General features: G+C 70.5%; 19 protein-coding genes. 8 read left to right on the forward strand and 11 right to left on the reverse strand.

Translation table 11 applies throughout. The annotated features are described in order from the left end of the window. Window positions 1–57: 57 nt before the first annotated feature. Window positions 58–270, reverse strand: coding sequence for a hypothetical protein (locus AB0E98_RS16355; RefSeq protein ID WP_361702707.1), 213 nt, complete (start codon window positions 268–270; stop codon window positions 58–60). 251 nt (window positions 271–521) lie between these two features. On the opposite strand from AB0E98_RS16355, the gene AB0E98_RS16360 reads away from it, so the two are divergent. After that, window positions 522–1,772 (forward strand): neprosin family prolyl endopeptidase, encoded by a 1,251-nt coding sequence (locus AB0E98_RS16360; protein WP_361702709.1) that lies wholly within the window; start codon window positions 522–524, stop codon window positions 1,770–1,772. A gap of 223 nt (window positions 1,773–1,995) precedes the next feature. On the opposite strand, the gene AB0E98_RS16365 is transcribed toward AB0E98_RS16360, so the two are convergent. Together AB0E98_RS16365 and AB0E98_RS16370 are read right to left on the reverse strand one after the other, a co-directional pair. After that, window positions 1,996–2,232: a hypothetical protein gene (locus tag AB0E98_RS16365; protein WP_361702711.1), complete on the reverse strand. Its 237-nt coding sequence runs from the start codon at window positions 2,230–2,232 to the stop codon at window positions 1,996–1,998. A gap of 34 nt (window positions 2,233–2,266) precedes the next feature. Next, window positions 2,267–2,401 (reverse strand): hypothetical protein, encoded by a 135-nt coding sequence (locus tag AB0E98_RS16370; protein WP_361702713.1) that lies wholly within the window; start codon window positions 2,399–2,401, stop codon window positions 2,267–2,269. Here AB0E98_RS16370 and AB0E98_RS16375 point away from each other — a divergent pair. Together AB0E98_RS16375 and AB0E98_RS16380 are read left to right on the forward strand one after the other, a co-directional pair. Then, complete coding sequence (locus AB0E98_RS16375) at window positions 2,367–8,162, forward strand: LamG-like jellyroll fold domain-containing protein (protein WP_361702804.1); 5,796 nt, start codon at window positions 2,367–2,369, stop codon at window positions 8,160–8,162. The two genes, AB0E98_RS16370 and AB0E98_RS16375, sit on opposite strands and share 35 nt — an antisense overlap. Before the next feature lie 259 nt (window positions 8,163–8,421). Beyond that, the gene (locus tag AB0E98_RS16380; protein ID WP_361702715.1) at window positions 8,422–8,736 is read left to right on the forward strand and encodes a hypothetical protein; all 315 of its coding nucleotides are present in this window, start codon (window positions 8,422–8,424) and stop codon (window positions 8,734–8,736) included. Between the two features lie 412 nt (window positions 8,737–9,148). Here the strand turns inward: AB0E98_RS16380 and AB0E98_RS16385 are convergent, their stop codons facing one another. From AB0E98_RS16385 to AB0E98_RS16400, 4 genes are all read right to left on the reverse strand, one after another. Continuing rightward, window positions 9,149–10,111 carry an electron transfer flavoprotein subunit alpha/FixB family protein gene (locus tag AB0E98_RS16385; RefSeq protein ID WP_361702716.1) on the reverse strand — a complete coding sequence of 321 codons (963 nt, stop codon included), beginning with the start codon at window positions 10,109–10,111 and terminating at the stop codon, window positions 9,149–9,151. Window positions 10,112–10,193: 82 nt separating this feature from the next. Beyond that, complete coding sequence (locus AB0E98_RS16390) at window positions 10,194–10,979, reverse strand: electron transfer flavoprotein subunit beta/FixA family protein (RefSeq protein WP_361702718.1); 786 nt, start codon at window positions 10,977–10,979, stop codon at window positions 10,194–10,196. Window positions 10,980–11,168: 189 nt separating this feature from the next. After that, window positions 11,169–11,675 carry a flavin reductase family protein gene (locus AB0E98_RS16395; protein ID WP_361702719.1) on the reverse strand — a complete coding sequence of 169 codons (507 nt, stop codon included), beginning with the start codon at window positions 11,673–11,675 and terminating at the stop codon, window positions 11,169–11,171. Between the two features lie 51 nt (window positions 11,676–11,726). Continuing rightward, window positions 11,727–12,068 (reverse strand): thioredoxin family protein, encoded by a 342-nt coding sequence (locus AB0E98_RS16400; protein ID WP_361702721.1) that lies wholly within the window; start codon window positions 12,066–12,068, stop codon window positions 11,727–11,729. A gap of 245 nt (window positions 12,069–12,313) precedes the next feature. Between AB0E98_RS16400 and AB0E98_RS16405 the strand changes: the two genes are divergently transcribed. Continuing rightward, a complete protein-coding gene (locus AB0E98_RS16405; RefSeq protein WP_361702723.1) occupies window positions 12,314–13,042 on the forward strand; it encodes a lysophospholipid acyltransferase family protein in 729 nt (242 codons plus the stop codon). A gap of 82 nt (window positions 13,043–13,124) precedes the next feature. Here AB0E98_RS16405 and AB0E98_RS16410 read toward each other — a convergent pair whose 3' ends face one another. From AB0E98_RS16410 to AB0E98_RS16425, 4 genes are all read right to left on the reverse strand, one after another. Continuing rightward, on the reverse strand, window positions 13,125–14,216 hold the full coding sequence (locus AB0E98_RS16410; RefSeq protein ID WP_311614157.1) for a low specificity L-threonine aldolase: 1,092 nt from the start codon (window positions 14,214–14,216) through the stop codon (window positions 13,125–13,127). Continuing rightward, a complete protein-coding gene (locus AB0E98_RS16415) occupies window positions 14,195–14,959 on the reverse strand; it encodes an SDR family NAD(P)-dependent oxidoreductase (protein ID WP_361702725.1) in 765 nt (254 codons plus the stop codon). Before AB0E98_RS16415 ends, AB0E98_RS16410 begins: the two co-directional genes overlap by 22 nt. A 26-nt stretch (window positions 14,960–14,985) precedes the next feature. After that, window positions 14,986–16,461, reverse strand: coding sequence for a DUF6421 family protein (locus AB0E98_RS16420; RefSeq protein ID WP_361702726.1), 1,476 nt, complete (start codon window positions 16,459–16,461; stop codon window positions 14,986–14,988). 148 nt (window positions 16,462–16,609) lie between these two features. Next, entirely contained in the window at window positions 16,610–17,188 is a 579-nt protein-coding gene (locus tag AB0E98_RS16425; protein WP_361702728.1) for a GNAT family N-acetyltransferase, read from the reverse strand. A 124-nt stretch (window positions 17,189–17,312) separates the two neighbouring features. Between AB0E98_RS16425 and AB0E98_RS16430 the strand changes: the two genes are divergently transcribed. The 4 genes from AB0E98_RS16430 to AB0E98_RS16445 all read left to right on the forward strand — a co-directional run bounded on the left by AB0E98_RS16430 (window position 17,313) and on the right by AB0E98_RS16445 (window position 20,647). Further along, window positions 17,313–17,705 carry a VOC family protein gene (locus AB0E98_RS16430; RefSeq protein WP_361702730.1) on the forward strand — a complete coding sequence of 131 codons (393 nt, stop codon included), beginning with the start codon at window positions 17,313–17,315 and terminating at the stop codon, window positions 17,703–17,705. A gap of 214 nt (window positions 17,706–17,919) precedes the next feature. After that, complete coding sequence (locus tag AB0E98_RS16435) at window positions 17,920–18,510, forward strand: DUF5134 domain-containing protein (RefSeq protein ID WP_361702731.1); 591 nt, start codon at window positions 17,920–17,922, stop codon at window positions 18,508–18,510. Window positions 18,511–18,622: 112 nt separating this feature from the next. Next, window positions 18,623–19,564: a M56 family metallopeptidase gene (locus AB0E98_RS16440; RefSeq protein WP_361702733.1), complete on the forward strand. Its 942-nt coding sequence runs from the start codon at window positions 18,623–18,625 to the stop codon at window positions 19,562–19,564. 114 nt (window positions 19,565–19,678) lie between these two features. After that, window positions 19,679–20,647, forward strand: a complete 969-nt coding sequence (locus tag AB0E98_RS16445; protein ID WP_361702734.1) for a pirin family protein — start codon at window positions 19,679–19,681, stop codon at window positions 20,645–20,647. Window positions 20,648–20,684: the final 37 nt, after the last annotated feature.

A 20,684-nucleotide genomic window follows, 5' to 3' on the forward strand; every position in this document is an offset into this window, starting at 1 on the left:
GTTAGTCAGCGGAACGGCGGGGGGTCAACACCCCTGCGCACCGGGGCGGTCCGTCGCTCAGAAGTAGTCCCGGACCACGTGCTCGGCGGCCCGGTTCTCCGCCGAGGCCGGGTCCAGTTCGCTCAGCGACAGCAGATCGGTGTCGTCGCGCAGATATCCCTCCCACGCCTCGGCCATCTTCTCCTGCTGCTCGCGCGGCAGCTGTTCGACGTCTTCTCGGCTCGCGGGGCTCAGGGCATGGAGGAACCGCGTCAGGGTGTCAGTCTGCATGCCGTATCTCTTCCAACGCCCGGTCACGGCGGACACCCCGGCCCCCGCCCACATCACCCGGACGGCGGCGGACCCGATGAGCGGCGGTTCCATTGAGCGCGGGTTCCGGCAAAGAGCCGGCGCCGAGGCCGCCCCAAACCGGACTGGACCGTTCGGGCGACTTCTCTGCTGAACGGCTGAACCGGCGGGAATCCACCATGTAAAGGCCGCGCATCGGCACGCCCGCACCGAACGGAACGGAGAGTCCGATCATGCCCTCGCGAAACGAGCCGCACTTTCCTGATTACTCCACCTTCATCGACCGTGTGAACTCCGCGGAGCACGCACGATTCACCGCTGCCCGCCCCGCCCTGCGCGTGGGCGCCGAGGAATTCGACGGGATGAGGGCTCACATCCAGTCCCTCTATGCCGGTATCGAGACGGTCCCCCACAGTTTCGTGGACGACAACGACCAGGTCTTCGACTGCGTCCCCGTCAGGAGCCAGCCCGCTCTCCGGGGCGCCACCGAAGCCCCGCCCGCGCCGCCCGAGGCCCCGGCCGCACCCGGCCCTCGCGCCGCCTCGCAGGGCCTGCCGCTGCAGCCGCAGCTGCGATCGGACCGCATCGACAAGTTCGGGCACGCGATGGCGTGTCCGCCGGGCACGATCGCCCTGCGCCGGATCACCCTCGACGAGCTGGCCCGGAGGGGCACCCTCCGGAACTTCTTCCAGAAGAGCCCCCTGGGCACCGGCCGCCACCCCCGGCTCAGCCCGCCCGCCGTGCAGGCGGGCGTCCACAAGTACGCCCACGCCTATCAGGTGGCCGGCAACCTCGGTGGCCACAGCTTCATCAATATCTGGGACCCCGCCGTCGGGTCGCAGGTCTTCTCCCTCTCCCAGCACTGGTACGCCGCGGGCTCACCGGTGCAGACGGTCGAGTGCGGCTGGCAGGTCTACCCGGGGAAGTACGGCACCACCCAGCCGTGCCTCTTCATCTACTGGACCGCCGACGGCTACCAGAACACCGGCTGCTACAACCACGACTGCTCCGCCTTCGTCCAGACGAACCCCAACTGGGCCTTCGGCGGCACGCTGGGCCCGGTGAGCGTGCTGGGCGGCGCGCAGTACGAGCTGGAAGTGACCTATTACTTCAACGGCGGCAACTGGTGGCTCTACCTCGGGGGCACCAGCGCGAGCAACGCCGTGGGCTACTACCCGGGCTCGCTGTTCGGCAGCGGACCGCTCGCCTCCGGCGCGGCGTCGGACGTGGACTACGGCGGCGAGGTCGTGGACAACACGGCCTGGCCGCCCATGGGCAGCGGCATGTTCGCCTCGTCGGGCTGGCAGTGGGCCGCGTACCACCGCGACGTCGTCTACTACCCCACCGCGGGCGGCGCGGTGGAGGCCTCCCTGACGCCGTCCCAGCCTTCTCCGAACTGCTTCACCTGCGAGGTGAACCACGCCGATCCCCCCTGGAACGAGTACTTCTTCCACGGCGGCCCGGGCGGCACGGACTGCACCTGACGGCATGACGGCTCCCCCGGCCGGACCGGCGGGTTCCCTTTGTGTCTATGCTCGCGCGGATCCATGACCGGGCAGCGGGCCCGGTCCCACGCGAGAGGAAGCGCGCGATGCGTCGCACGTCATGGCTGGCCGCCGGGGCCGGAACAGTGGTGCTGGTGGGAGGGGTGATCGCGGCCGTCCTGCTGAGCGGGGACGACGACGGGGAGCCCGCGCCGAGAGCCCGTCAGTACACCTCCCACAGCGCCTGCCTGCTGACCGACGAGCACGGGGTGACGGGAAGCGAGGCGGCCCCGGTCTGGGCGGGCATGGAGGACGCCTCCCTCGCCACCAAGGCGAAGGTGATGAATCTGCCGGTGCTCGGCCCGGACACCGTGGCGAACGCCGTGCCGTATGTGAACACGCTCGTCCAGCGGCACTGCGATGTCGTGATCGCGGTCGGCGGGACGCAGGTGGCGGCCACGCGGTGCCCTCCACCAGGCGAGGACCAGCACGGTCTACGACGCGGACGGACTGGTCACTTCCCAGACGGTCGCCGACCTCTCCGGTGGCGACGCGCCGCGCACCGTCTCCTCCACGTACAACCAGTACAACCAGCTGGAGACGAACACCGACGCGACGAAGTCGGCCACCTCGTTCACCTACGACGCGTACGGCAACAAGGCGACCGAACGCGACGCGCTCGGCAACACCCTCGCCTTCGCCTACGACGCCGAGGGGCACCTGCTCACCCAGACCCTCAAGGGTTACACGGGCGACCCGGCCAACCCCTCGCCGGCGAAGGACCTGGTCCAGTCCTCCCGGGCCTATGACCCGGCAGGGCGGCTGCAGTCCATCACCGACGCGATGGGCAACACCACGTCGTACACCTACACGGACAACGACCTCACGGCGACGATCACCAAGTCCGACCCGTCGGGAAAGAACGTCTTCGTCCAGCAGGCCAACACCTACGACCCCGCCGGCAACCTGATCGAACAGGCGACCAACAACGGCGCCACCGTGACGAGGTCCACTGTCGACGCGGCTGACCGCGTGACCGCGACCGCCGTCGACCCGACGGGTGTCAACCGCACGACCACCGTGTCGTACACGCCGGACGACAGGATCGCCACGAGCACCCTGAACGACGGCAGCGGCACGGCGGACACCACCAGCTCGACCTACGACGCGATGGGCAACCTGACCAGCCGCTCCATACGGCAGGACGGCGTCGGCCGTCCGACCGGCTGGTGGCCGCTGAACCAGACGGCCGGCACCACGGTCGCCGACGCCTCCGGCACCGGCAACACCGCCGTCGCCACGGATGTCGCCTGGAACGATGGAGCGGCCTCACTCAACGGCACCACCAGCGTGATCGGCACCAACGGTCCCGCGCTCAACACGGCGTCGTCGTACTCCGTCTCGACCTGGGTCAAGCTGAACAGCCAGGCGGCGAGCGACCAGACGTTCGTCGGCCAGGGCGGCGCCAACCGCCAGGCCCTCTACCTCGGCTACAGCGCGAGCACCAAGACATGGTCCTTCGGGTCCACCACCGGTGACGGCTCCACCGCCGCCTACCCGGCCGCGCTCGCGCCGGCGGGCAGCGCGGCCGCCGGCACCTGGACGCACCTGGTCGCGACGTTCGACTCGGGCACAGGCACGATGAAGCTCTACGTGAACGGCCAGCCGGCCGGCACGGCGACGAACTCCAGCCCGTGGAACGCCCCCGGTCAAACGACCTTCGGTGCGATCCACACCACCGGCGGGGGCCTGTACAACCAGGTCAACGGCTCCATCGACAACGTCCAGACCTACGCGCGCGCCCTCTCGGGCGACGAGGTCGCCCGCCTGTACGGCGCCGACCGCTCCGGCGGCACCACTGCGTCCGGCGGCCAGGCGACCACCAGCTGGAAGCTGGACAAGCGGGGCCTGCCGGTGAGCATGACCGATGCCGACGGCAACGTCACCGGCTATGCCTACGACGAGGCCGGTCACCGGACCGTCACCGTCGCTCCGGCGGTCAACGCGGAGATCAACGGCGGAGGGCCGACCCTGGTGCACCCGACCGTCACGGTCGGCTACAACACCTTCGGCGACCAGTCGGAGACGCAGGACCCGAACGGCAACACGACCACCAATTCCTTCGACGCCGAGGGCCGCAAGACGGCCCAGACCCTGCCCGACTACACGCCACCCGGTTCGAGCACACCCATCGCCGGTGCCACGACGAACTGGACGTACGACGCGCTCGGCAACGTCACACTGGTCACCGACCCGCTGCGGCGCACCACCGGCTACGTCTACGACCAGCTGAGTGACGTCGTGCAAGTGACGGACGCCAACAAGGGCGTCACCCGCACCGTCTTCGACGCCAACGGTGACGCCCTGTCGGTGACATCACCGTCGGGCGCGCAGACGCAGGCGACGTACGACTTCATGGGTCGCAAGCTCACCACGACGACCCTGGAGCGTTTCCCCAACCCGGCCACGTCGACCACCACCCACTCCTACGCGACCTCCGCGGCCAACCCCGGTGGCGCCTTCCTGGCCTCCACCACCTCGCAGAACGGTGTGACCACCAGCTACGGCTACAACCGGGCCGGTGAGGTCACCCAGGTCACCGACGCGGCGGGCAACACCACCCAGAACACCTACGACCTGAAGGGCCAGAAGACGGCCGTCGGCCTGCCCGACGGCACGTGGAACACCGTCACCTACGACCAGCTGGGCAACCCCGTCCGGACTCAGGCGCTGGACACCGACAAGAAGACGGTGCTCTCGACGCGGTCGGCGACCTACAGCGCCGCCGGTCACCTGCTGTCCTCCACGGACGCCAACCAGCACACCACCGCCTTCACGCGCGACGCGCTCGGCCAGGTCACCGGTGAGGTGCAGCCGGTCGACGCGACGCATTCGATCACGACCGGCTTCGGCTACGACGCGGCCGGACACCGCACCCGCTTCACCGACGGCCGCGGCAACGCCCGCTACTACACCTTCAACTCCTGGAACCTGCCCGAGTCGGTCATCGAACCGTCGGTGTCGATGTCCACGTACAGCTACACCAGCGCCGCGGACTCGACCTTCACCACGGCCTACGACGCGGCCGGCCGACCGGTGAAGCAGACCTCGCCCGGCGGGGTGACGGTCACCTCCGACTACGACGCGCTGGGCAACCTGACCACGCAGTCCGGCAGCGGAGCGGAGATCGGCACGGCGACCCGTAGCTTCGGCTACGACGCCGAGGGCCGTATGACCTCCGCCGCGACCATTGCGATATCCGGGACGCCCGTCCCCGCGACATCGAACACCTTCACCTACAACGACCGGGGCCTGCTGCTGACCGCTGCCGGAACGTCCGGCTCCAGCTCCTTCGGCTACAACGGCGACGGCCTCGTCACGACCCGTACCGACGCCGCCGGCACCACGGGCTATGGCTACGACAACGCCGGCCGCCTGTCCACCCTGACCGACCCGGCCACCGGCACACAGCTCACCTACACCTACAACAACCTCTCCAAGCCGACCCGTATCCAGTACACGCAGGGCGGCAAGGACGGCAACGTCCGCGGCTTCGGCTACGACAAGCTGCACCGGCTGACCGGCGACACCCTCAAGACCGCCGCGGGCAACACCGTCGCCTCCATCGGCTACGGCTACGACACCAACGGCAACCTCACCAGCAAGACCACCAATGGTCTGGCCGGCCCGTCGAACAACACCTACACCTATGACTGGGCCGACCGCCTCACCTCCTGGAACAACGGCAACACCACGACCGCGTACGGCTACGACGACTCGGGCAACCGCATCCGGGTCAGCTCCAACGTCTACGCGTACGACGCCCGAGACCAGCTGACCAGCGACGGAGTCAACACCTACCGGTACAGCGCCCGAGGCACCCTCACCCAGCAGTCGACGGCCATCGGCACGCCGACCGTCTTCGCCTCCGACGCCTTCGACCAGCAGCTCACGCAGGGCACCCAGACGTATGTCACCGACGCCCTGGGCCGGGTCGTCACCAACACCGGCGCGAACGGGGCCAACGCCACCTTCGCCTACACCGGCACGGGCAACACCCTGGCCTCGGACGGCGCCAACACCTACACCTGGACGCCGGACAACGGCCTGATCGGCATCGGCACCCCCGGCGGCTCCGTCCCCGGCGTGCTCGCCCTCACCGACCAGCACGACGACGTCATCGGCAACTTCACGGCAACGGGTACGGACCTCTCCGGCTCCGTCGGCTACGACCCGCTGGGCAACCCCACCGGCACGACCGGCGCCCCATTCGGCCACCTCGGCTACCAGTCGGGCTGGACGGACAACGCCACGGGCAAGGTCAACATGGCCGCCCGCTGGTACAACCCGGCCACCGGCCAGTTCATGAACCGCGACACGATGGCCTTCAATCCGGTCCCGAACTCGGTCACGGCCAACCCGTTCGCGTACGTGGACGACAACCCGCTGAAGGGGACGGACCCGTCGGGTCACGGCTGGTGGGGCAACTTCAAGAAGTCCGTCTCCAGCGGCGTGCACAGCTTGACGTCCTACGCGTCGAGCGCCTACGACTCGTTCTCGTCGTGGACGTCCAGCGCGTACAACACCGTCTCGTCGTGGGCGTCCAGCGCCTACGACACCGCATCCAGCTGGACCTCCAGCGCGTACCACGCCACGACGTCGTACGTGAAGCGCGCGTCCCACACGTTGTCGCACTACGCGCACAGGGCCGTCTCCCGGGCCGGCCGTGCTGTCCATGACGGCTATCGATACGTCAGACGTCACGTCAGCCACGCGTATCACGTGACCAAACACGTGGTGAGCCACGCGTACCACCACACCGTCCAAGCGGTGAAGACGGCGTACCACGCGACCGCGAAGGTGGTCAACGCGGCCGCGGTCTATGTCAAGAAGCACGCGGCGGCGATCGCCTCCTTCACCGCCTCGCTCGCCGTCTTCGCCGGCTGCGAGGCCGCCCTCGCCCCCACGGGCATCGGCCCCATCGTGGGTGCGGCCGGCTGCGGCGCACTGGCCGGTGCGGTCGGCGGCGCGATCAACCAGGGCGCGAAGTGCATGTCCGGCCAGGCAGGTGCCTGCTCGGTGGGTGCTTTCGCCGGCGCGGTGGGCATCGGTGCCGTCGGCGGCGCGATCGGTGGCGCGCTCGGTGGCAAGCTCGCCGAGTCCGCGCTCGGCCACGTTCTGCCGAAGGTCGTCTCCAGCACCCTGGAAGGCGCCGCCATCGGCGGCATATCGGGCGGCGTGATCGGAGCGGGCGAATACGGCATCAGCTGCTCGCGCAGCGGTGCGGGTTGCTCCTGGTCCGGAGCGGGCAAGGCAGCGGCCGGCGGTGCGGCGATGGGTGCCGTCATCGGCGCGGCCGGCGCGGTCACCTCCGCCGCGGCGGCCCGCGTCAGGGGCCGGATCAGTGCGGGGCGCGGTGAGGAGGAGTCGACAGGACCGTCCTGCTCGCGGAAACCGCACAGCTTCACCGGATCGACCCGGGTGGCCATGGCCGACAGTTCGTCCAAGCGGATCGACGAGATCAAGGTCGGCGACGAGATCAAGAACGCGATACCGGGCAAGGCCGGTGCCACGGAGACCCACAAGGTCGACAAGGTCATCGTCACCGCCACCGACCACGACTTCGTCGACGTAACTGTCGCCCCGACCACCAAGACCGGTGGCCTGGGAGGCCGCGTCCTGAAGAAGGCCGCCGCCGGCCTGGCCACCGTGGCCGCCGCTGCGGCAGTTCTGGCCCCGAGCGCGGCCAACACGTCGACGCCTCCCACGTCGACTATCACCACCACCTACCACCACCCCTTCTACGACCAGACGCAGTCGTCATTCGTCGAAGCGAAGGACCTGCACGAGGGCGATCGGCTCCAGACCGAGACCGGGGATGTCGAGGTCACGGCAGTCCGGCTGTACCACGCGGACGCGGTCACATACGACCTCACGGTCAATGGTCTGCACACGTACTATGTCGTGGCCGACGCCGCCCCGGTCTTGGTCCACAACGCCAACCTTCCGGAAATTTGCGGACCGATCACGGCTAAAACACATTTCGCCGATGTGGAAGTCTATGACGCGCACGGGAGTCAGATCGACTCATATTCCCTTCGAAGCGGCGCCACGACCCCAGAAGAGGCCAGTCTGGGCGAGGGAAGGGCGCGCCAAGCGGTCCACACGGAGAATCGGGCAGCACGGGCAGCCGGCGGTGCACCAATGATCAAGGATCACGTAATTCTCGACGATCCATTTTGGGGTGCCAGCCCTGTCCCCGAAGATGGACTGGTGAGAATAACGGGCACCAGGCCACCCTGTGGACCCTGCCAAAAGCAGATGCGATGTCCGCCGAAGATACAGCTTCAACCTTTGAATACCTGTGGCCGGACGGCAAGGGCGGGATGAATAGATGGTCAGCCTCCGGGTAACCATTGACCGCATTCCGCATCATGTCATCACGAGTTAGTGGCGTGTAATTAATGCGCGAGGCTCCTGCTGGGCGGACATCGGATAGATGCCGCACCGGCAGGAGCCTTACCGTTGCGATCAGGCTCCTTCCGGCTTCAGGTTTCGGCTCTCAGTGAGACTGGGCAAGTGATGCCGTGATACCAACGGCTTCCCTGTTCACTCGCCAGCGGAGCGCCATGCCAGTACGATTCCTGCCATGGATGCCTCTCGAGAAGGCATGCGCTGCGGACTCTGCGGTCAGCTGATGGATGCTCAACATTCCCATCAGCAGCACGATGAGGAGTTGGCGACCGGGCAGGGCAAGCGCGTGGAGTGCGTTGTTGTAGAGCTGCGTGGGGCTGTTGCCCACTATCAAGTTGCCGATGGCTCCTCCCGAACACATAAGACCGGGGCCGCCGGGCTGGCGGAGCAGCTTGGGATTGATCTGTCAGAGCTGCTTGGGCGTCGTTACACGTGCTGGGAGGAACCTGCGGAATACGGTGTCGTCCAGAGCGAATTCAAGCTCGCCTGACATATGCGGGCGCGAGAATTCCCCAAACCTGCGCCAGCTCATTTCCTCTGAGGCTACTGCGGCATCTGACGGCAGCAGTTGGGTGGGAGCTTCGCAGGCGGGCGAGTCGTCGCTGTGGAGACCCACACCCCGCCTCGCCTCAGGGAGAGAGGGCGGCCACACACGGGGAAGCCTGATCCCAAGACTCCGCGGCAATGTTGGCAGCAATGACGGATCCCCCACTGAGGCTCATGCCAGTGGGAGATCCGTCATCACGCCGAGTATGGTCAAAGTGCCCGCTGCGGCTGCTTTTCCCCGCAGAGGCGGCATCCACGCTCACGTCCGCTGACGACCTGCGCGCAGCACTGACACAAAGCCGAACCCCCCGCCCCGGCGTGAGCCGGAACGGGGGGAAGGCCAGGCAGGGAGCCGATCAGCCCTTGCGGGCCTTGATCTCCTCCGTCAGCTGCGGGACGACCTCGAAGAGGTCGCCCACGACGCCGTAGTCGACGAGCTCGAAGATCGGGGCCTCGGCGTCCTTGTTGACGGCGACGATGGTCTTCGAGGTCTGCATGCCGGCGCGGTGCTGGATGGCACCGGAGATGCCCGCCGCGATGTAGAGCTGCGGCGAGACGGACTTGCCGGTCTGGCCGACCTGGTTGGTGTGCGGGTACCAGCCGGCGTCGACCGCGGCGCGGGAGGCGCCGACCGCCGCGCCGAGGGAGTCGGCGAGGGCCTCGACGATGGTGAAGTTCTCGGCGCCGTTGACGCCGCGGCCGCCGGAGACCACGATCGCGGCCTCGGTCAGCTCGGGGCGGCCGGTGGACTCGCGCGGGGTGCGGGAGACGACCTTGGTGCCGGTGGACGCGCTCCCGAAGGAGACGGCCAGCTGCTCGACCGTGCCGGCGGCCGGGGCGGCCTCCGGGGCGGCGGAGTTGGGCTTGACGGTGATGACCGGGGTGCCCTTGGTGACACGGGACTTGGTGGAGTACGAGGCCGCGAAGACGGACTGCGTGGCCACCGGGCCCTCGTCGCCGGCCTCCAGGTCGACGGCGTCGGTGATGATGCCGGAGCCGATGCGGACGGCCAGGCGGGCCGCGATCTCCTTGCCCTCGGCGGAGGACGGGACGAGCACGGCGGCCGGGGAGACGGCGTTGTACGCGGCCTCGAGCGCGTCCACCTTCGGTACGACGAGGTAGTCGGCGAACTCGGGGGCGTCGGCGGTGAGGACCTTGACCGCGCCGTACTCGGCGAGCGTCGCGGCGGCGGTGTCCGCGCCGGCGCCGAGGTGCACGGCCACGGGCTCGCCGATGCGGCGGGCGAGGGTCAGCAGCTCGAGGGTGGGCTTGCGGACGGCGCCGTCCGCGTGGTCGACGTAGACGAGAACTTCAGCCATGGTGTTGCTCTCCTGCAAGTACGAAGGAAGGAACGGTGGGCGTTCGGGCTCGGAGCTCAGCGCTCAGGCCCAGCGCTCAGGCTCAGACGAACTTCTGGCCCGCGAGGAACTCGGCGAGCTGCTTGCCGCCCTCGCCCTCGTCCTTGACGATCGTGCCGGCCGTACGGGCCGGACGCTCCGTGGCCTCGTCGACCGTGGTCCAGGCGCCGTCCAGACCGACCTCGTCGGCCTCGATGCCCAGGTCGGAGAGGTCCAGGGACTCCACCGGCTTCTTCTTGGCGGCCATGATGCCCTTGAAGGACGGGTAGCGGGCCTCACCGGACTGGTCCGTGACGGACACGACGGCCGGGAGGGACGCCTCCAGCTGCTCGCTCGCGGCGTCGCCGTCACGGCGGCCCGTCACCTTGCCGCCCTCGACGGCCACCTCGGAGAGCAGGGTCACCTGCGGCACGCCCAGGCGCTCGGCGAGCATCGCCGGGACGACGCCCATGCCGCCGTCGGTGGAGGCCATGCCCGAGATCACCAGGTCGTAGCCGACGTGCTCCAGGGCCTTGGCCAGCACCAGGGAGGTGCCCAGCGCGTCGGTGCCGTGGAGGTCGTCGTCCTCGACGTGGACGGCCTTGTCCGCACCCATGGACAGCGCCTTGCGGAGGGCGTCCTTGGCGTCCTCCGGGCCGACGGTCAGGACGGTGATCTCCGCGTCGTCGGCCGCTTCCTTGATCTGCAGCGCCTGCTCGACCGCGTACTCGTCGAGCTCCGAGAGCAGGCCGTCCACGTCGTCGCGGTCGACGGTCAGGTCTTCGGCGAAGTGCCGGTCGCCCGTGGCGTCAGGCACGTACTTCACAGTGACAACGATCCTCAAGCTCACGCCGGCTCTCCTACTGCATCGTCTCTATCAAAGCTGCCTTCGCAGGCAGCATAGGCGCCTGGTGGGGCGGACCCCGATCGGTTCGGCTCCCGCCCTCGACCGGAATGTTACTCGTCAGTACATCGAGGCTGTTCACCGAACGCAAGGCCGGTCGACTGTGATCTGCCCAACGCGCAGGAAAGGGATGCCTCAGTCGCGCAGACCGTTGAAGCTTCCCTGGTGGTACAGCAGGGGACGGCCCGTACCCGTGGGGTCTCCGGCGACCGCCTCGGCGAGCACCAGACGGTGGTCACCGGCCGGCACCCTGGCCACGACACGGCAGACCATCCAGGCCAGGACGCCCTCCAGCAGCGGCACCCCGTGCGGGCCGGGCCGCCAGCCCGTGGCCGCGCCGAAACGGTCGGCGCCGCTGCGCGCGAAGGTCGCGGCCAGCTCCCGCTGGTGCTCGCCGAGTATGTGGACGCCGACGTGCTCGGCCTCCGCCAGCACGGGCCAGCTGGAGGAGCCGGTGCCCACGCCGAAGGAGACGAGCGGGGGCGTCGCCGCCACCGAGGTCAGGGAGGTGGCGGTGAAGCCGACCGGGCGGGTGCCCTGCGCGGTGATCACCGCCACGCCGGCCGCGTGCCTGCGGAAGACCGAGCGCAGCAGCTCGGGACCGGCGGTGTCGATCCCGGGAGAGCCGGGGGAGACCGTCATGGGGTTGCCCTTCTGCCGAAGCGGACGAAGAGGACGGAGTGGAGCACGGCGTCAGACCGCCGCGCCCAGTGCCGCGATGACATCGGCCCGCCGCGGCTGCCCGGTGGCACGCCGTACGACGCGCCCCGCGCCGTCCAGGACGAGCGTGGTGGGGGTGGCGGTGATACCCAGGGCGCGGACGAGCTCCAGACGGTCCTCCGCGTCGATCTCGACGTGCGTGACGCCGTCGACCATGGCCGCGACGTCCGCGAGGACGCGCCGGGTCGCGCGACACGGCTGACAGAAGGCGCTGGAGAACTGGACGAGCGTCGCCCGCTCCCCCAGCTCCGCCACTCCGATCCCGGCGGCGCTCAGCCGCTCCGGCGCGCCTTCCCGTTCGTCCCCTACGGGCACGCTCACCCTCCCTCGTCCGTAACCGGTGTCCACCTCCGGTCTCTGCTTGCAGCATCATCGTCCACCGGGAAATTTCCCGACGTGACGAGGATCTCGTGGACCCCGGGGGCACCCGGCTGGCTCCTCGGCGGGCATTCAGGCACGATCTGGCGAAAGCCAACCCTACGTACGCGTAACTTAGGCGCTTCAGCACATCAGCGTTTCAGCCGGGAGCACCCTCCCCAGGCCGGAAGGATCTTCCCGATATGGCAGAGCTCGTCTACCCCCCGGTGATCGGTATGGCACGCACCATGTTCAAGGCGCTCGACCTGCGCTTCGACATCCAGGGCAGCGAGCACGTCCCGTCGCGTGGCGGGGCGGTCCTGGTGAGCAACCACATCGGCTACCTCGACTTCGTCTTCGCCGGGCTGGCCGCCCGGCCCGCCAAGCGGCTGGTGCGCTTCATGGCCAAGGAGTCCGTCTTCCGCCACAAGGTCTCCGGGCCGCTGATGCGGGCGATGAAGCACATACCCGTCGACCGCTCGGCCGGCCTCGACGCCTACAAGCACGCGCTCTCCGCCCTGCGGTCGGGTGAGATCGTCGGCGTCTTCCCCGAGGCGACGATCTCCACCTCCTTCACGCTGAAGAACTTCAAGTCCGGCGCGGCCCGGCTGGCCCAGGAGGCCGGGGTGCCGCTGGTGCCGGTGGCGCTGTGGGGCACCCAGCGGCTGTGGACCAAGGGCCACAAGCGCGATCTGCGCCGCAACCACATCCCGGTGACCATCCGGGTCGGCGAGCCGGTGACCGCGGATCCGGCCGAGCCCGCCGAGCAGGTCACCGAGCGCGTCCGCGCCCGGGTCCAGGACCTCCTGGAGGCCGCCCAGCGCGCCTATCCGGTGCGTACGGAGGGCCCCGGCGACAGCTGGTGGATCCCCGCCCACCTCGGCGGCACGGCCCCCGTCCCGGCGGTCGCCGGGGCGGATGGACGGCGCTGACGCCAAGAGCTACGCGAATGGGCGCGGGGTACGTACGTCACCGTACGTACCCCGCATCCGTAGGTGCCGGTAGGGCCGGCCGCTACCGCTTGGCCATTTCCTCCGCGATCGCGGCGGTGAAGGCGTCGATGTCGGCCTCGGTGGTGTCGAAGGAGCACATCCAGCGGACGTCCCCGGCGGCCTCGTTCCAGAAGTAGAAGCGGTAGCGCTTCTGGAGGCGCTCGCTCACGTCGTGCGGCAGCCGGGCGAAGACGGCGTTGGACTGCACCGGGTGGAGGACCTCGACGCCCTCGATGCCCCGGACGCCCTCGGCCAGCCGCGCCGCCATGGCGTTGGCGTGCCCGGCACTGCGCAGCCACAGGTCGCCGGAGAGCAGCGCCTCGAACTGCACGGAGACGAAGCGCATCTTCGACGCGAGCTGCATCGACATCTTGCGCAGGTGCTTCATCGCCCGCACCGCGTCCGGGTTGAGGACGACGACGCACTCGCCGAAGACCATGCCGTTCTTGGTGCCGCCGAAGGAGAGCAGGTCGACCCCGGCGTCCGTGGTGAACGCGCGCAGGGGCAGGCCCAGGGAAGCCGCCGCGTTGGCGATCCGGGAGCCGTCCAGGTGGACCTTCATGCCCCGCTCGTGGGCGTGGTCGCAGATCTCCCGGATCTCCTCGGGGGTGTAGCAGGTCCCGAGCTCGGTGGTCTGGGTGATCGAGACGATCTGCGGCTGGGCCCGGTGCTCGTCCTCCCAGCCGAACGCCTCGCGGTCGATCAGCTCGGGGGTGAGCTTGCCGTGCTCGGTGGGCACGTGGAGCAGCTTCAGCCCGCCGACGCGCTCGGGCGCCCCGCACTCGTCGACGTTGATGTGCGCGGAGGAGGCGCAGACGACCGCTCCCCAGCGCTCGGTGGCGGCCTGGAGGGCGACGACGTTGGCACCCGTGCCGTTGAAGACGGGAAACGCCTGGGCCGTGGGCCCGAAGTGGGCCCGCATCACGTCCTGGAGGTGGGCGGTGTAGTCGTCCTCGCCGTAGGCGACCTGGTGGCCGCCGTTGGCGAGGGCGAGCGCCGCGAGGATCTCGGGGTGCGCGCCCGCGTAATTGTCGCTGGCGAAGCCGCGCACCTCGGGGTCGTGCCGGCGTATCGCGTCGGTCACGGGCGGGGTCACGGTTGCGGGGTCAGCCACTGACGGGTTCCGTTCACTTCCTGGGCGGGCTTGTCCCAGACGCCGGCGATGGCCTGCGCCAGGTCCTTGACGTCGGTGAAGCCCGCGAACTTCGCGTTGGGTCGTTCGGCACGCATCGCGTCGTGCACCAGCGCCTTGACCACCAGGACGGTGGCGGCGGCCGGCGGGGCGCCCTCGCCGCCCGCCTTGCGGAAGGAGTCGGCGAGGGCCAGGGTCCAGGCCTCGGCGGCGGCCTTGGCGGCGGAGTAGGCGGCGTTCCCGGCGGTGGGGCTGCTGGCGCCCGCGGCGCTGATCAGCACGTACCGGCCGTTGCCGCTGCGGGCCAGGGGGGCCTCGAAGGCCAGCGAGGTGTGCTGGACGGTCTTGATGAGCAGCTTCTCCAGCAGCTCCCAGTCGGCGAGGTCGGTCTCGGCGAAGGTCGCCGAGCCGCGCCAGCCGCCGACCAGATGGACCAGGCCGTCGATCCGCCCGAACTCCTTCTCTGTACGGTCCGCCCAGGCCCGGGCGGCGTCGGGGTCGAGGAGGTCCACGGTGTCGCCGGTGACGGTGGCGCCGCCGTGGGCGTAGCGGGCGGCGTCCACGGCCTCGGCGAGGCGCGCGGCGTCCGCGTCGGCGGCGACGACGGTCGCCCCGGCCTCGGCGAGCCGCAGCAGGGCCGCCCGGCCCGCCGGGCCGGCCGCTCCGGCCACCGCCACGACAGCACCGTCCAGCGGGCCGCCGTTCCCGTTCGTCGGAATGCTCATGCCCGTCGCCTCCTTCTCGCGCCCGCTCACGCGGCCACCTGCTCGGCGCCGGCCGCGGTGATCCCCTTGGTCGAGGCGATCACGCCGCGCAGCTTCTTGGCAAGGGCCTCGAAGAACATGCTGAGCGGGAATTCGTCCGCGAGCACCTCGTCCACCAGCTTGCGCGGGGGGAGGCTGAGGTCGAGGGCGTCGGGGCCCTTGGCCCACACGGAGCCGGGGTGCGGCGCGAGGTAGGTCGAGACGAGCTCGTAGGCGGCGAACCAGTGGACGAGCTTGGGGCGGTCGATGCCGTCGCGGTAGAGCTTCTCGATCTCGCCGCACAGCTGGTTGGTGACCTGCGGGGCACGGTCCCAGTCGATGTGCAGGGTGTTGTCCGTCCAGCGTACGACGTCGTGCTTGTGGAGGTACGCGAAGAGCAGCTGGCCGCCGAGGCCGTCGTAGTTGCGGACGCGGTCGCCGGTGAGCGGGAAGCGGAACATCCGGTCGAAGAGGACGGCGTACTGCACGTCACGGCCCTGGGCGTAGCCGTCGGCCTCCAGCTTCACGGCCTCCTTGAAGGCGGTGAGGTCGCAGCGCAGCTCCTCCAGGCCGTACATCCAGAACGGCTGCCGCTGCTTGATCATGAAGGGGTCGAAGGGCAGGTCGCCGTGGCTGTGGGTGCGGTCGTGGACCATGTCCCACAGGACGAATGCCTCCTGGCAGCGCTGCTGGTCGTGCAGCATGGCGGCGATGTCGTCGGGGAGCCCCAGCTTGAGGGTCTCCACGGCGGCCTCGGTGACCCGGCGGAAGCGGGCGGCCTCGCGGTCGCAGAAGATGCCGCCCCAGGTGAAGCGCTCGGGGGCCTCGCGCACGGCGATGGTCTCCGGGAAGAGGACGGCGGAATTGGTGTCGTAGCCCGAGGTGAAGTCCTCGAAGGTGATGCCGAGGAACAGCGGGTTGTCGTAGCGGGTGCGCTCGAGCTCGGCGAGCCACTCCGGCCAGACCACGCGCAGCACGACCGCCTCGAAGTTGCGGTCGGGGTTGCCGTTCTGCGTGTACATGGGGAAGACGACAAGGTGCTGGAGGCCGTCGGCGCGCTGGGCGGCGGGCTGGAAGGCCAGCAGTGCCTCCAGGAAGTCCGGGACGCCGAAGCCGCCGTCGGCCCAGCGGCGCAGGTCGGCGACGAGCGCGGCGTGGTACTCCACGTCGTGCGGCAGGAGCGGCGAGAGCTGCTCCACGGCGGCTATGACCACCTCGACCTCGGCGCGGACCGCCTCGCCCGGTGGTGCGCCCTCCGCGGCGAGGTCGATGGAGCCGTCGGCGGACTGCCAGGGCCGGATTGTCTCCACGGCGCTCTTGAGGGCAGCCCAAGCGGGATGCTCGACAACACGATCCACAGACAAAATGTCGGCTTGCGTTGCCGTCGACGCAAAGATTTCCGTCACGACTAACCCTCCTCTGGAGAACCTGGCGTTAAGACACCGTATCCATGCGAGGTTCTCCGGCTCAAGAGGTGCAGCCATAAATTATCCTGCCGACCCCCCGGTGACGCCGCTGTTTTTCCTGTCGGCCTCCTCTGTCCGGGGCATCAGCTCCGATCATCCGTCTCCCCGGCCCCTGCCGCCACCGGGGCCGTTCTAGGCGTGTTCCGGCCATCTCCGGCCGCGCCGCTCAGCCCGCGAGCTCCTTGGGTTCCGTGGGCTCCTTGAGTTCCTTGACCAGCAGCTCGAACTCCAGGTCGTCGCGCTGCGGCACACCGAAGCGCTCGTCGCCGTAAGGGAAGGGGCTCATCTGACCGGTGCGCCGGTAGCCGCGGCGCTCGTACCAGGCGATCAGCTCGTCACGCTGCCTGATCACGGTCATATGCATGGCGCGGGCGTCCCACTCGGCGCGGGCGACGCGCTCGGCCTCCACCATGACGAGCTTGCCCAGGCCACCGCCCTGGGCGGTGGGCCGGACCGCGAACATGCCGAAGTAGACGTGGTCACCCCGGTGCTCCAGCTGGCAGCAGGCGAGCAGTTCGCCGTCGCGCTCCGCGATCATCAGCCGACTGTTCCCGTCGGTGATCACGGCGAGCACGCCCTCGGGGTCGGTCCGCTGGCCGTCGAGCAGATCCGCCTCGGTCGTCCAGCCGGCCCGGCTCTCGTCGCCCCGGTAGGCCGACTCGACCAGCCGGACGAGCGCCGGTACGTCATCGGCGGTCGCGATCCGGAAGGCCGGCTCGGTGGTGGGGCGGCTGGCGGTCTCCATGGGCTCCCTGATCCTCTCCTGCGGTTCCCCGCGCGTCCGGTGCGCGCGTCCTGATCCGCACGTCCTGGTGGCTTTCGGGCGTATGAACGACCCTAACGGAGGGGGTGTGCGTACAGTCGCGGGCATGGTGCATGTACTGAGCAGCAGGTTGCTACTGAGACCGACCGATCCCGAGCGGTCGCGGCGGTTCTACGGCGAGACCCTGGGGCTCGCGGTCTACCGGGAGTTCGGCACCGGAGAGGAGCGCGGTGTCGTCTACTTCCTGGGTGGCGGTTTCCTGGAGGTGTCGGGCAGGTCGCAGACCCCTCCCGCGCCCGGGCTCGAGCTTTGGTTCCAGGTGGCGGACGCCGCGGCGGCGTACGCGGAGTTCCTGGAGCGGGGCGTGGTGGTGCTGGAGCCGCCGGAGAAGAAGCCGTGGGGGCTGATCGAGATGTGGATCGCGGACCCGGACGGCGTGCGCATCGCGGTGGTGGAGGTACCGGAGGGGCACCCGATCCGCTACCGGCCGGCCATCTGAACACCCCTCCCACTCCCCCCTCCCACTCCCCCGCCCCACTCCCCCGTCCCGCTCGCCCCGAGCCTCCCCCGCCCGGCGCACCGCGGTCGCGCACCGGCGCTGCGCGGGCGCGCGTACGAGCCCGTCCGTGCTACGGCCGTGCGCCTGTGCGCTCCCATGTGCGGCGTCCGGCCCGGGCATCATCCGGAGGCAGGCCCGCGTGGGGAGGTGTGCCGTGCACGGACCGCCGCTGGTCGGCTGGTCACTGGTCGCGTTGTGCGCCGCCGCGGGCGTGTACTGCCTTCTGCGGGCGCGGCCCGGCGCGGCGGGGGAGCGCCGGGCCGCGGTCGCGGGGGGCGACGCCGTCATGGCCCTCGGCATGGCGGCCATGGCCGTGCCCACGGCCGTCCTGGACACCCCGCCCTGGGGTCACGCGCTCTTCGCCGCGCTGTTCGGGGCGATGGGGCTGCACGCCCTGACCGCCGCCCGCGCGGATCCCGGCCCCCATCATCTGCACCACGCGGTGGGCGCCTTCGCGATGGTCTACATGGCCCTCGCCATGGCGGTCGTCCCGGCCGGCACCCACGCGGGCCACACCGGCGCGGACCACCCGCCGGCCGGGACGCCGCTGCTCACCGGGCTGTTGCTGGTGTATTTCGCGGTGTACGTCGTCCGTACGGCGGCGGGCGTCGTCCCCGTCCCGGCCGGGGCGCCGGTGGCGCGGGGCGGCGCGGCGCGCCCGGAACCGCCCGCCGAAGCCGGGGTGGCCACGGCGTGCCGGCTGTCGATGGCCATAGGGATGCTGGTCATGCTCCTGACGATGTGACAGGGCGATGTGACAGGACGGTGTGACAGCCGGACCACGGGCCGCGTGTCCTGTGTCACTTCGCCGCGGTGCCCGTATCCGGGCACGGCGCGGCCCTCATAGGCTGACGCCCATGATGGTCCCGCTCGCGCTGCTGGTCCTCGGCGGCCTGGTCGCGGCGCTGGCGCCGCGTGTGCTGGCACGTGCCGACTGGCCCGGCCGGGAACCCGTGCTCGCGTTGCTCGTGTGGCAATGCGCCGTGGCCGCCGTGCTGTTGTGCTGTGCGCTGGCCATGGCGCTGAGCGCGGCCGCCGCGTGGGCGGCGGTGCGCGGTCATGTGTTCGCGCCCGCGCCGCGCGGGGTGATGGAGGCGTACGCCCTGGGCGGGTACGGCACCTGGGCCGCTCCCCTGGCCGTCGTCCTCGCCTGCGGGGCGGTCCGGACGGCGGCGATGCTCACCCACGAGATCCGGACCGCCCGGTCCCGGCGCCGACGGCGCCGCGCGGACCTGCTCGTCCGCGCGCCCCTGCTGCCCGGGGAGGAGCGCGGCGGTGAGCGGCTCGTGGTGCTGGAGGGCGAGCGGGCCGAGGCGTGGCTGCTGCGGGGCGGTGCCGCGCCCCGGCTGGTCATCACGACGGCGGCGCTGCGGCGGCTGAAGGGCTCCCAGCTGGACGCGGTCCTCGCACACGAACAGGGGCACGCCCGGGCCCGGCACGACTGGCTGCTGCATGTCTCCTCCGCGCTGGCCAAGGGTTTTCCGCGGGTGCCGGTGTTCGCGGCCTTCCGTGACCAGATGCACCACCTGGTCGAGCTGGCCGCCGACGACTCGGCCTCCCGGCGCTTCGGCCGGCTGACGACCGCGCTCGCGCTGGTCGAACTCAACGAGGACCGGGGCGTGTTCGGCCCCTGTCCGGCCGGGGTCTCGCGGCTCCCGGACCGGGTCGACCGTCTGCTGGCCCCCGCGCCCCGGCTGACGGCCCTCCAGCGGCTCCGCCTCACGGCGATGGCGGCACTGGTGCCGGTCGTCCCCGTGCTGGTGACGTTCGTACCGGGGCTGAGCGCGCTGGGCGGGTGAGGCGGGGCACAGGACGAGGACGGCGCCGCCCCTCGGCCCGAAGCGGAAGCGCCGCGTGAACCACCCGGCCGCCGCCCGGTGGATACCGGGCCCGCCCGGTGGAAGAGTGCCGGCATGAGCAACCTCGACCTCCATCCAGCGCCGGCCACCTGCGGCGGCCGCGCCGACGTCACCGGCCGTCCCGTGCGGGACCTGCTGCCCGCCAAGAACGTCCCGCTCGGCGAGAGCACGGTCGTCCGCCGCCTGCTGCCGAGCATGGGCCGGCGGATGGTCGGCGCCTGGGCGTTCGTCGACCATTACGGCCCCGACGACATCGCCGGGGAGCCCGGGATGCAGGTGCCGCCGCACCCGCACATGGGGTTGCAGACCGTCAGCTGGCTGCACGACGGGGAGGTGCTGCACCGCGACAGCCTCGGCAGCCTTCGGACGCTGCGGCCGGGGCGACTCGGGCTGATGACGTCCGGGCGGGGCATCGCCCACTCGGAGGAGTCCCCCCGGGAGCACGCTCCCCTGCTGCACGGGGCGCAGCTGTGGGTGGCGCTGCCGGACGAGCACCGGCACACGGCGCCGATGTGGGAGCACCACGCCGAGCTGCCCCGGGTGACGGGCGGGAACGGGCTGAGCGCCACCGTCCTGATGGGCGAGCTGGACGGGGCGGTCTCCCCGGCGACGGCGTTCACCCCGATCGTCGGCGCGGACGTCTTCCTGGCCGCCGGGACCTCGGCACGGCTGCCGGTGCGGCCGGACTTCGAGTACGCGGCGCTGACGATGTCGGGCGAGGCGGAGGTGGACGGGGTGCGGCCGGCGCCCGGGTCGATGCTGTATCTGGGCTGCGGCCGGTCCGAGCTGCCGTTGCGCGCCGATGTGGACAGCGCGTTCATGCTGCTGGGCGGGGAACCGTTCGAGGAGCGGATCGTGATGTGGTGGAACTTCGTGGGCCGTACGCACGAGGAGATCGCCGAGGCGCGCGAGGCGTGGGCGACGGGGGCCCGGTTCGGCGCGGTGCGGGGGTACGACGGTCCCGCGCTGAGGGCCCCGGAACTTCCGCCGACATCCCTCAAGCCGCGTGGAAGGGCACGCTGACGGGTCCGGACGGACCCCGGCGGGCGGCCGGGCCCGT

It is taken from the genome of Streptomyces sp. NPDC037389, from assembly GCF_040636475.1.
Lineage (GTDB): Bacteria > Actinomycetota > Actinomycetes > Streptomycetales > Streptomycetaceae > Streptomyces > Streptomyces hesseae.

Excerpts from the sequence above, each read along its gene's own strand:
- AB0E98_RS16355 (WP_361702707.1), bottom strand. The coding sequence starts at position 270 with ATGCAGACTGACACCCTGACGCGGTTCCTCCATGCCCTGAGCCCCGCG.
- AB0E98_RS16360 (WP_361702709.1), top strand. The coding sequence starts at position 522 with ATGCCCTCGCGAAACGAGCCGCACTTTCCTGATTACTCCACCTTCATC.
- AB0E98_RS16380 (WP_361702715.1), top strand. The coding sequence starts at position 8,422 with ATGGATGCCTCTCGAGAAGGCATGCGCTGCGGACTCTGCGGTCAGCTG.
- AB0E98_RS16385 (WP_361702716.1), bottom strand. The coding sequence starts at position 10,111 with ATGGCTGAAGTTCTCGTCTACGTCGACCACGCGGACGGCGCCGTCCGC.
- AB0E98_RS16395 (WP_361702719.1), bottom strand. The coding sequence starts at position 11,675 with ATGACGGTCTCCCCCGGCTCTCCCGGGATCGACACCGCCGGTCCCGAG.
- AB0E98_RS16405 (WP_361702723.1), top strand. The coding sequence starts at position 12,314 with ATGGCAGAGCTCGTCTACCCCCCGGTGATCGGTATGGCACGCACCATG.
- AB0E98_RS16415 (WP_361702725.1), bottom strand. The coding sequence starts at position 14,959 with ATGAGCATTCCGACGAACGGGAACGGCGGCCCGCTGGACGGTGCTGTC.
- AB0E98_RS16420 (WP_361702726.1), bottom strand. The coding sequence starts at position 16,461 with ATGGCTGCACCTCTTGAGCCGGAGAACCTCGCATGGATACGGTGTCTT.
- AB0E98_RS16425 (WP_361702728.1), bottom strand. The coding sequence starts at position 17,188 with ATGGAGACCGCCAGCCGCCCCACCACCGAGCCGGCCTTCCGGATCGCG.
- AB0E98_RS16430 (WP_361702730.1), top strand. The coding sequence starts at position 17,313 with ATGGTGCATGTACTGAGCAGCAGGTTGCTACTGAGACCGACCGATCCC.
- AB0E98_RS16440 (WP_361702733.1), top strand. The coding sequence starts at position 18,623 with ATGATGGTCCCGCTCGCGCTGCTGGTCCTCGGCGGCCTGGTCGCGGCG.
- AB0E98_RS16445 (WP_361702734.1), top strand. The coding sequence starts at position 19,679 with ATGAGCAACCTCGACCTCCATCCAGCGCCGGCCACCTGCGGCGGCCGC.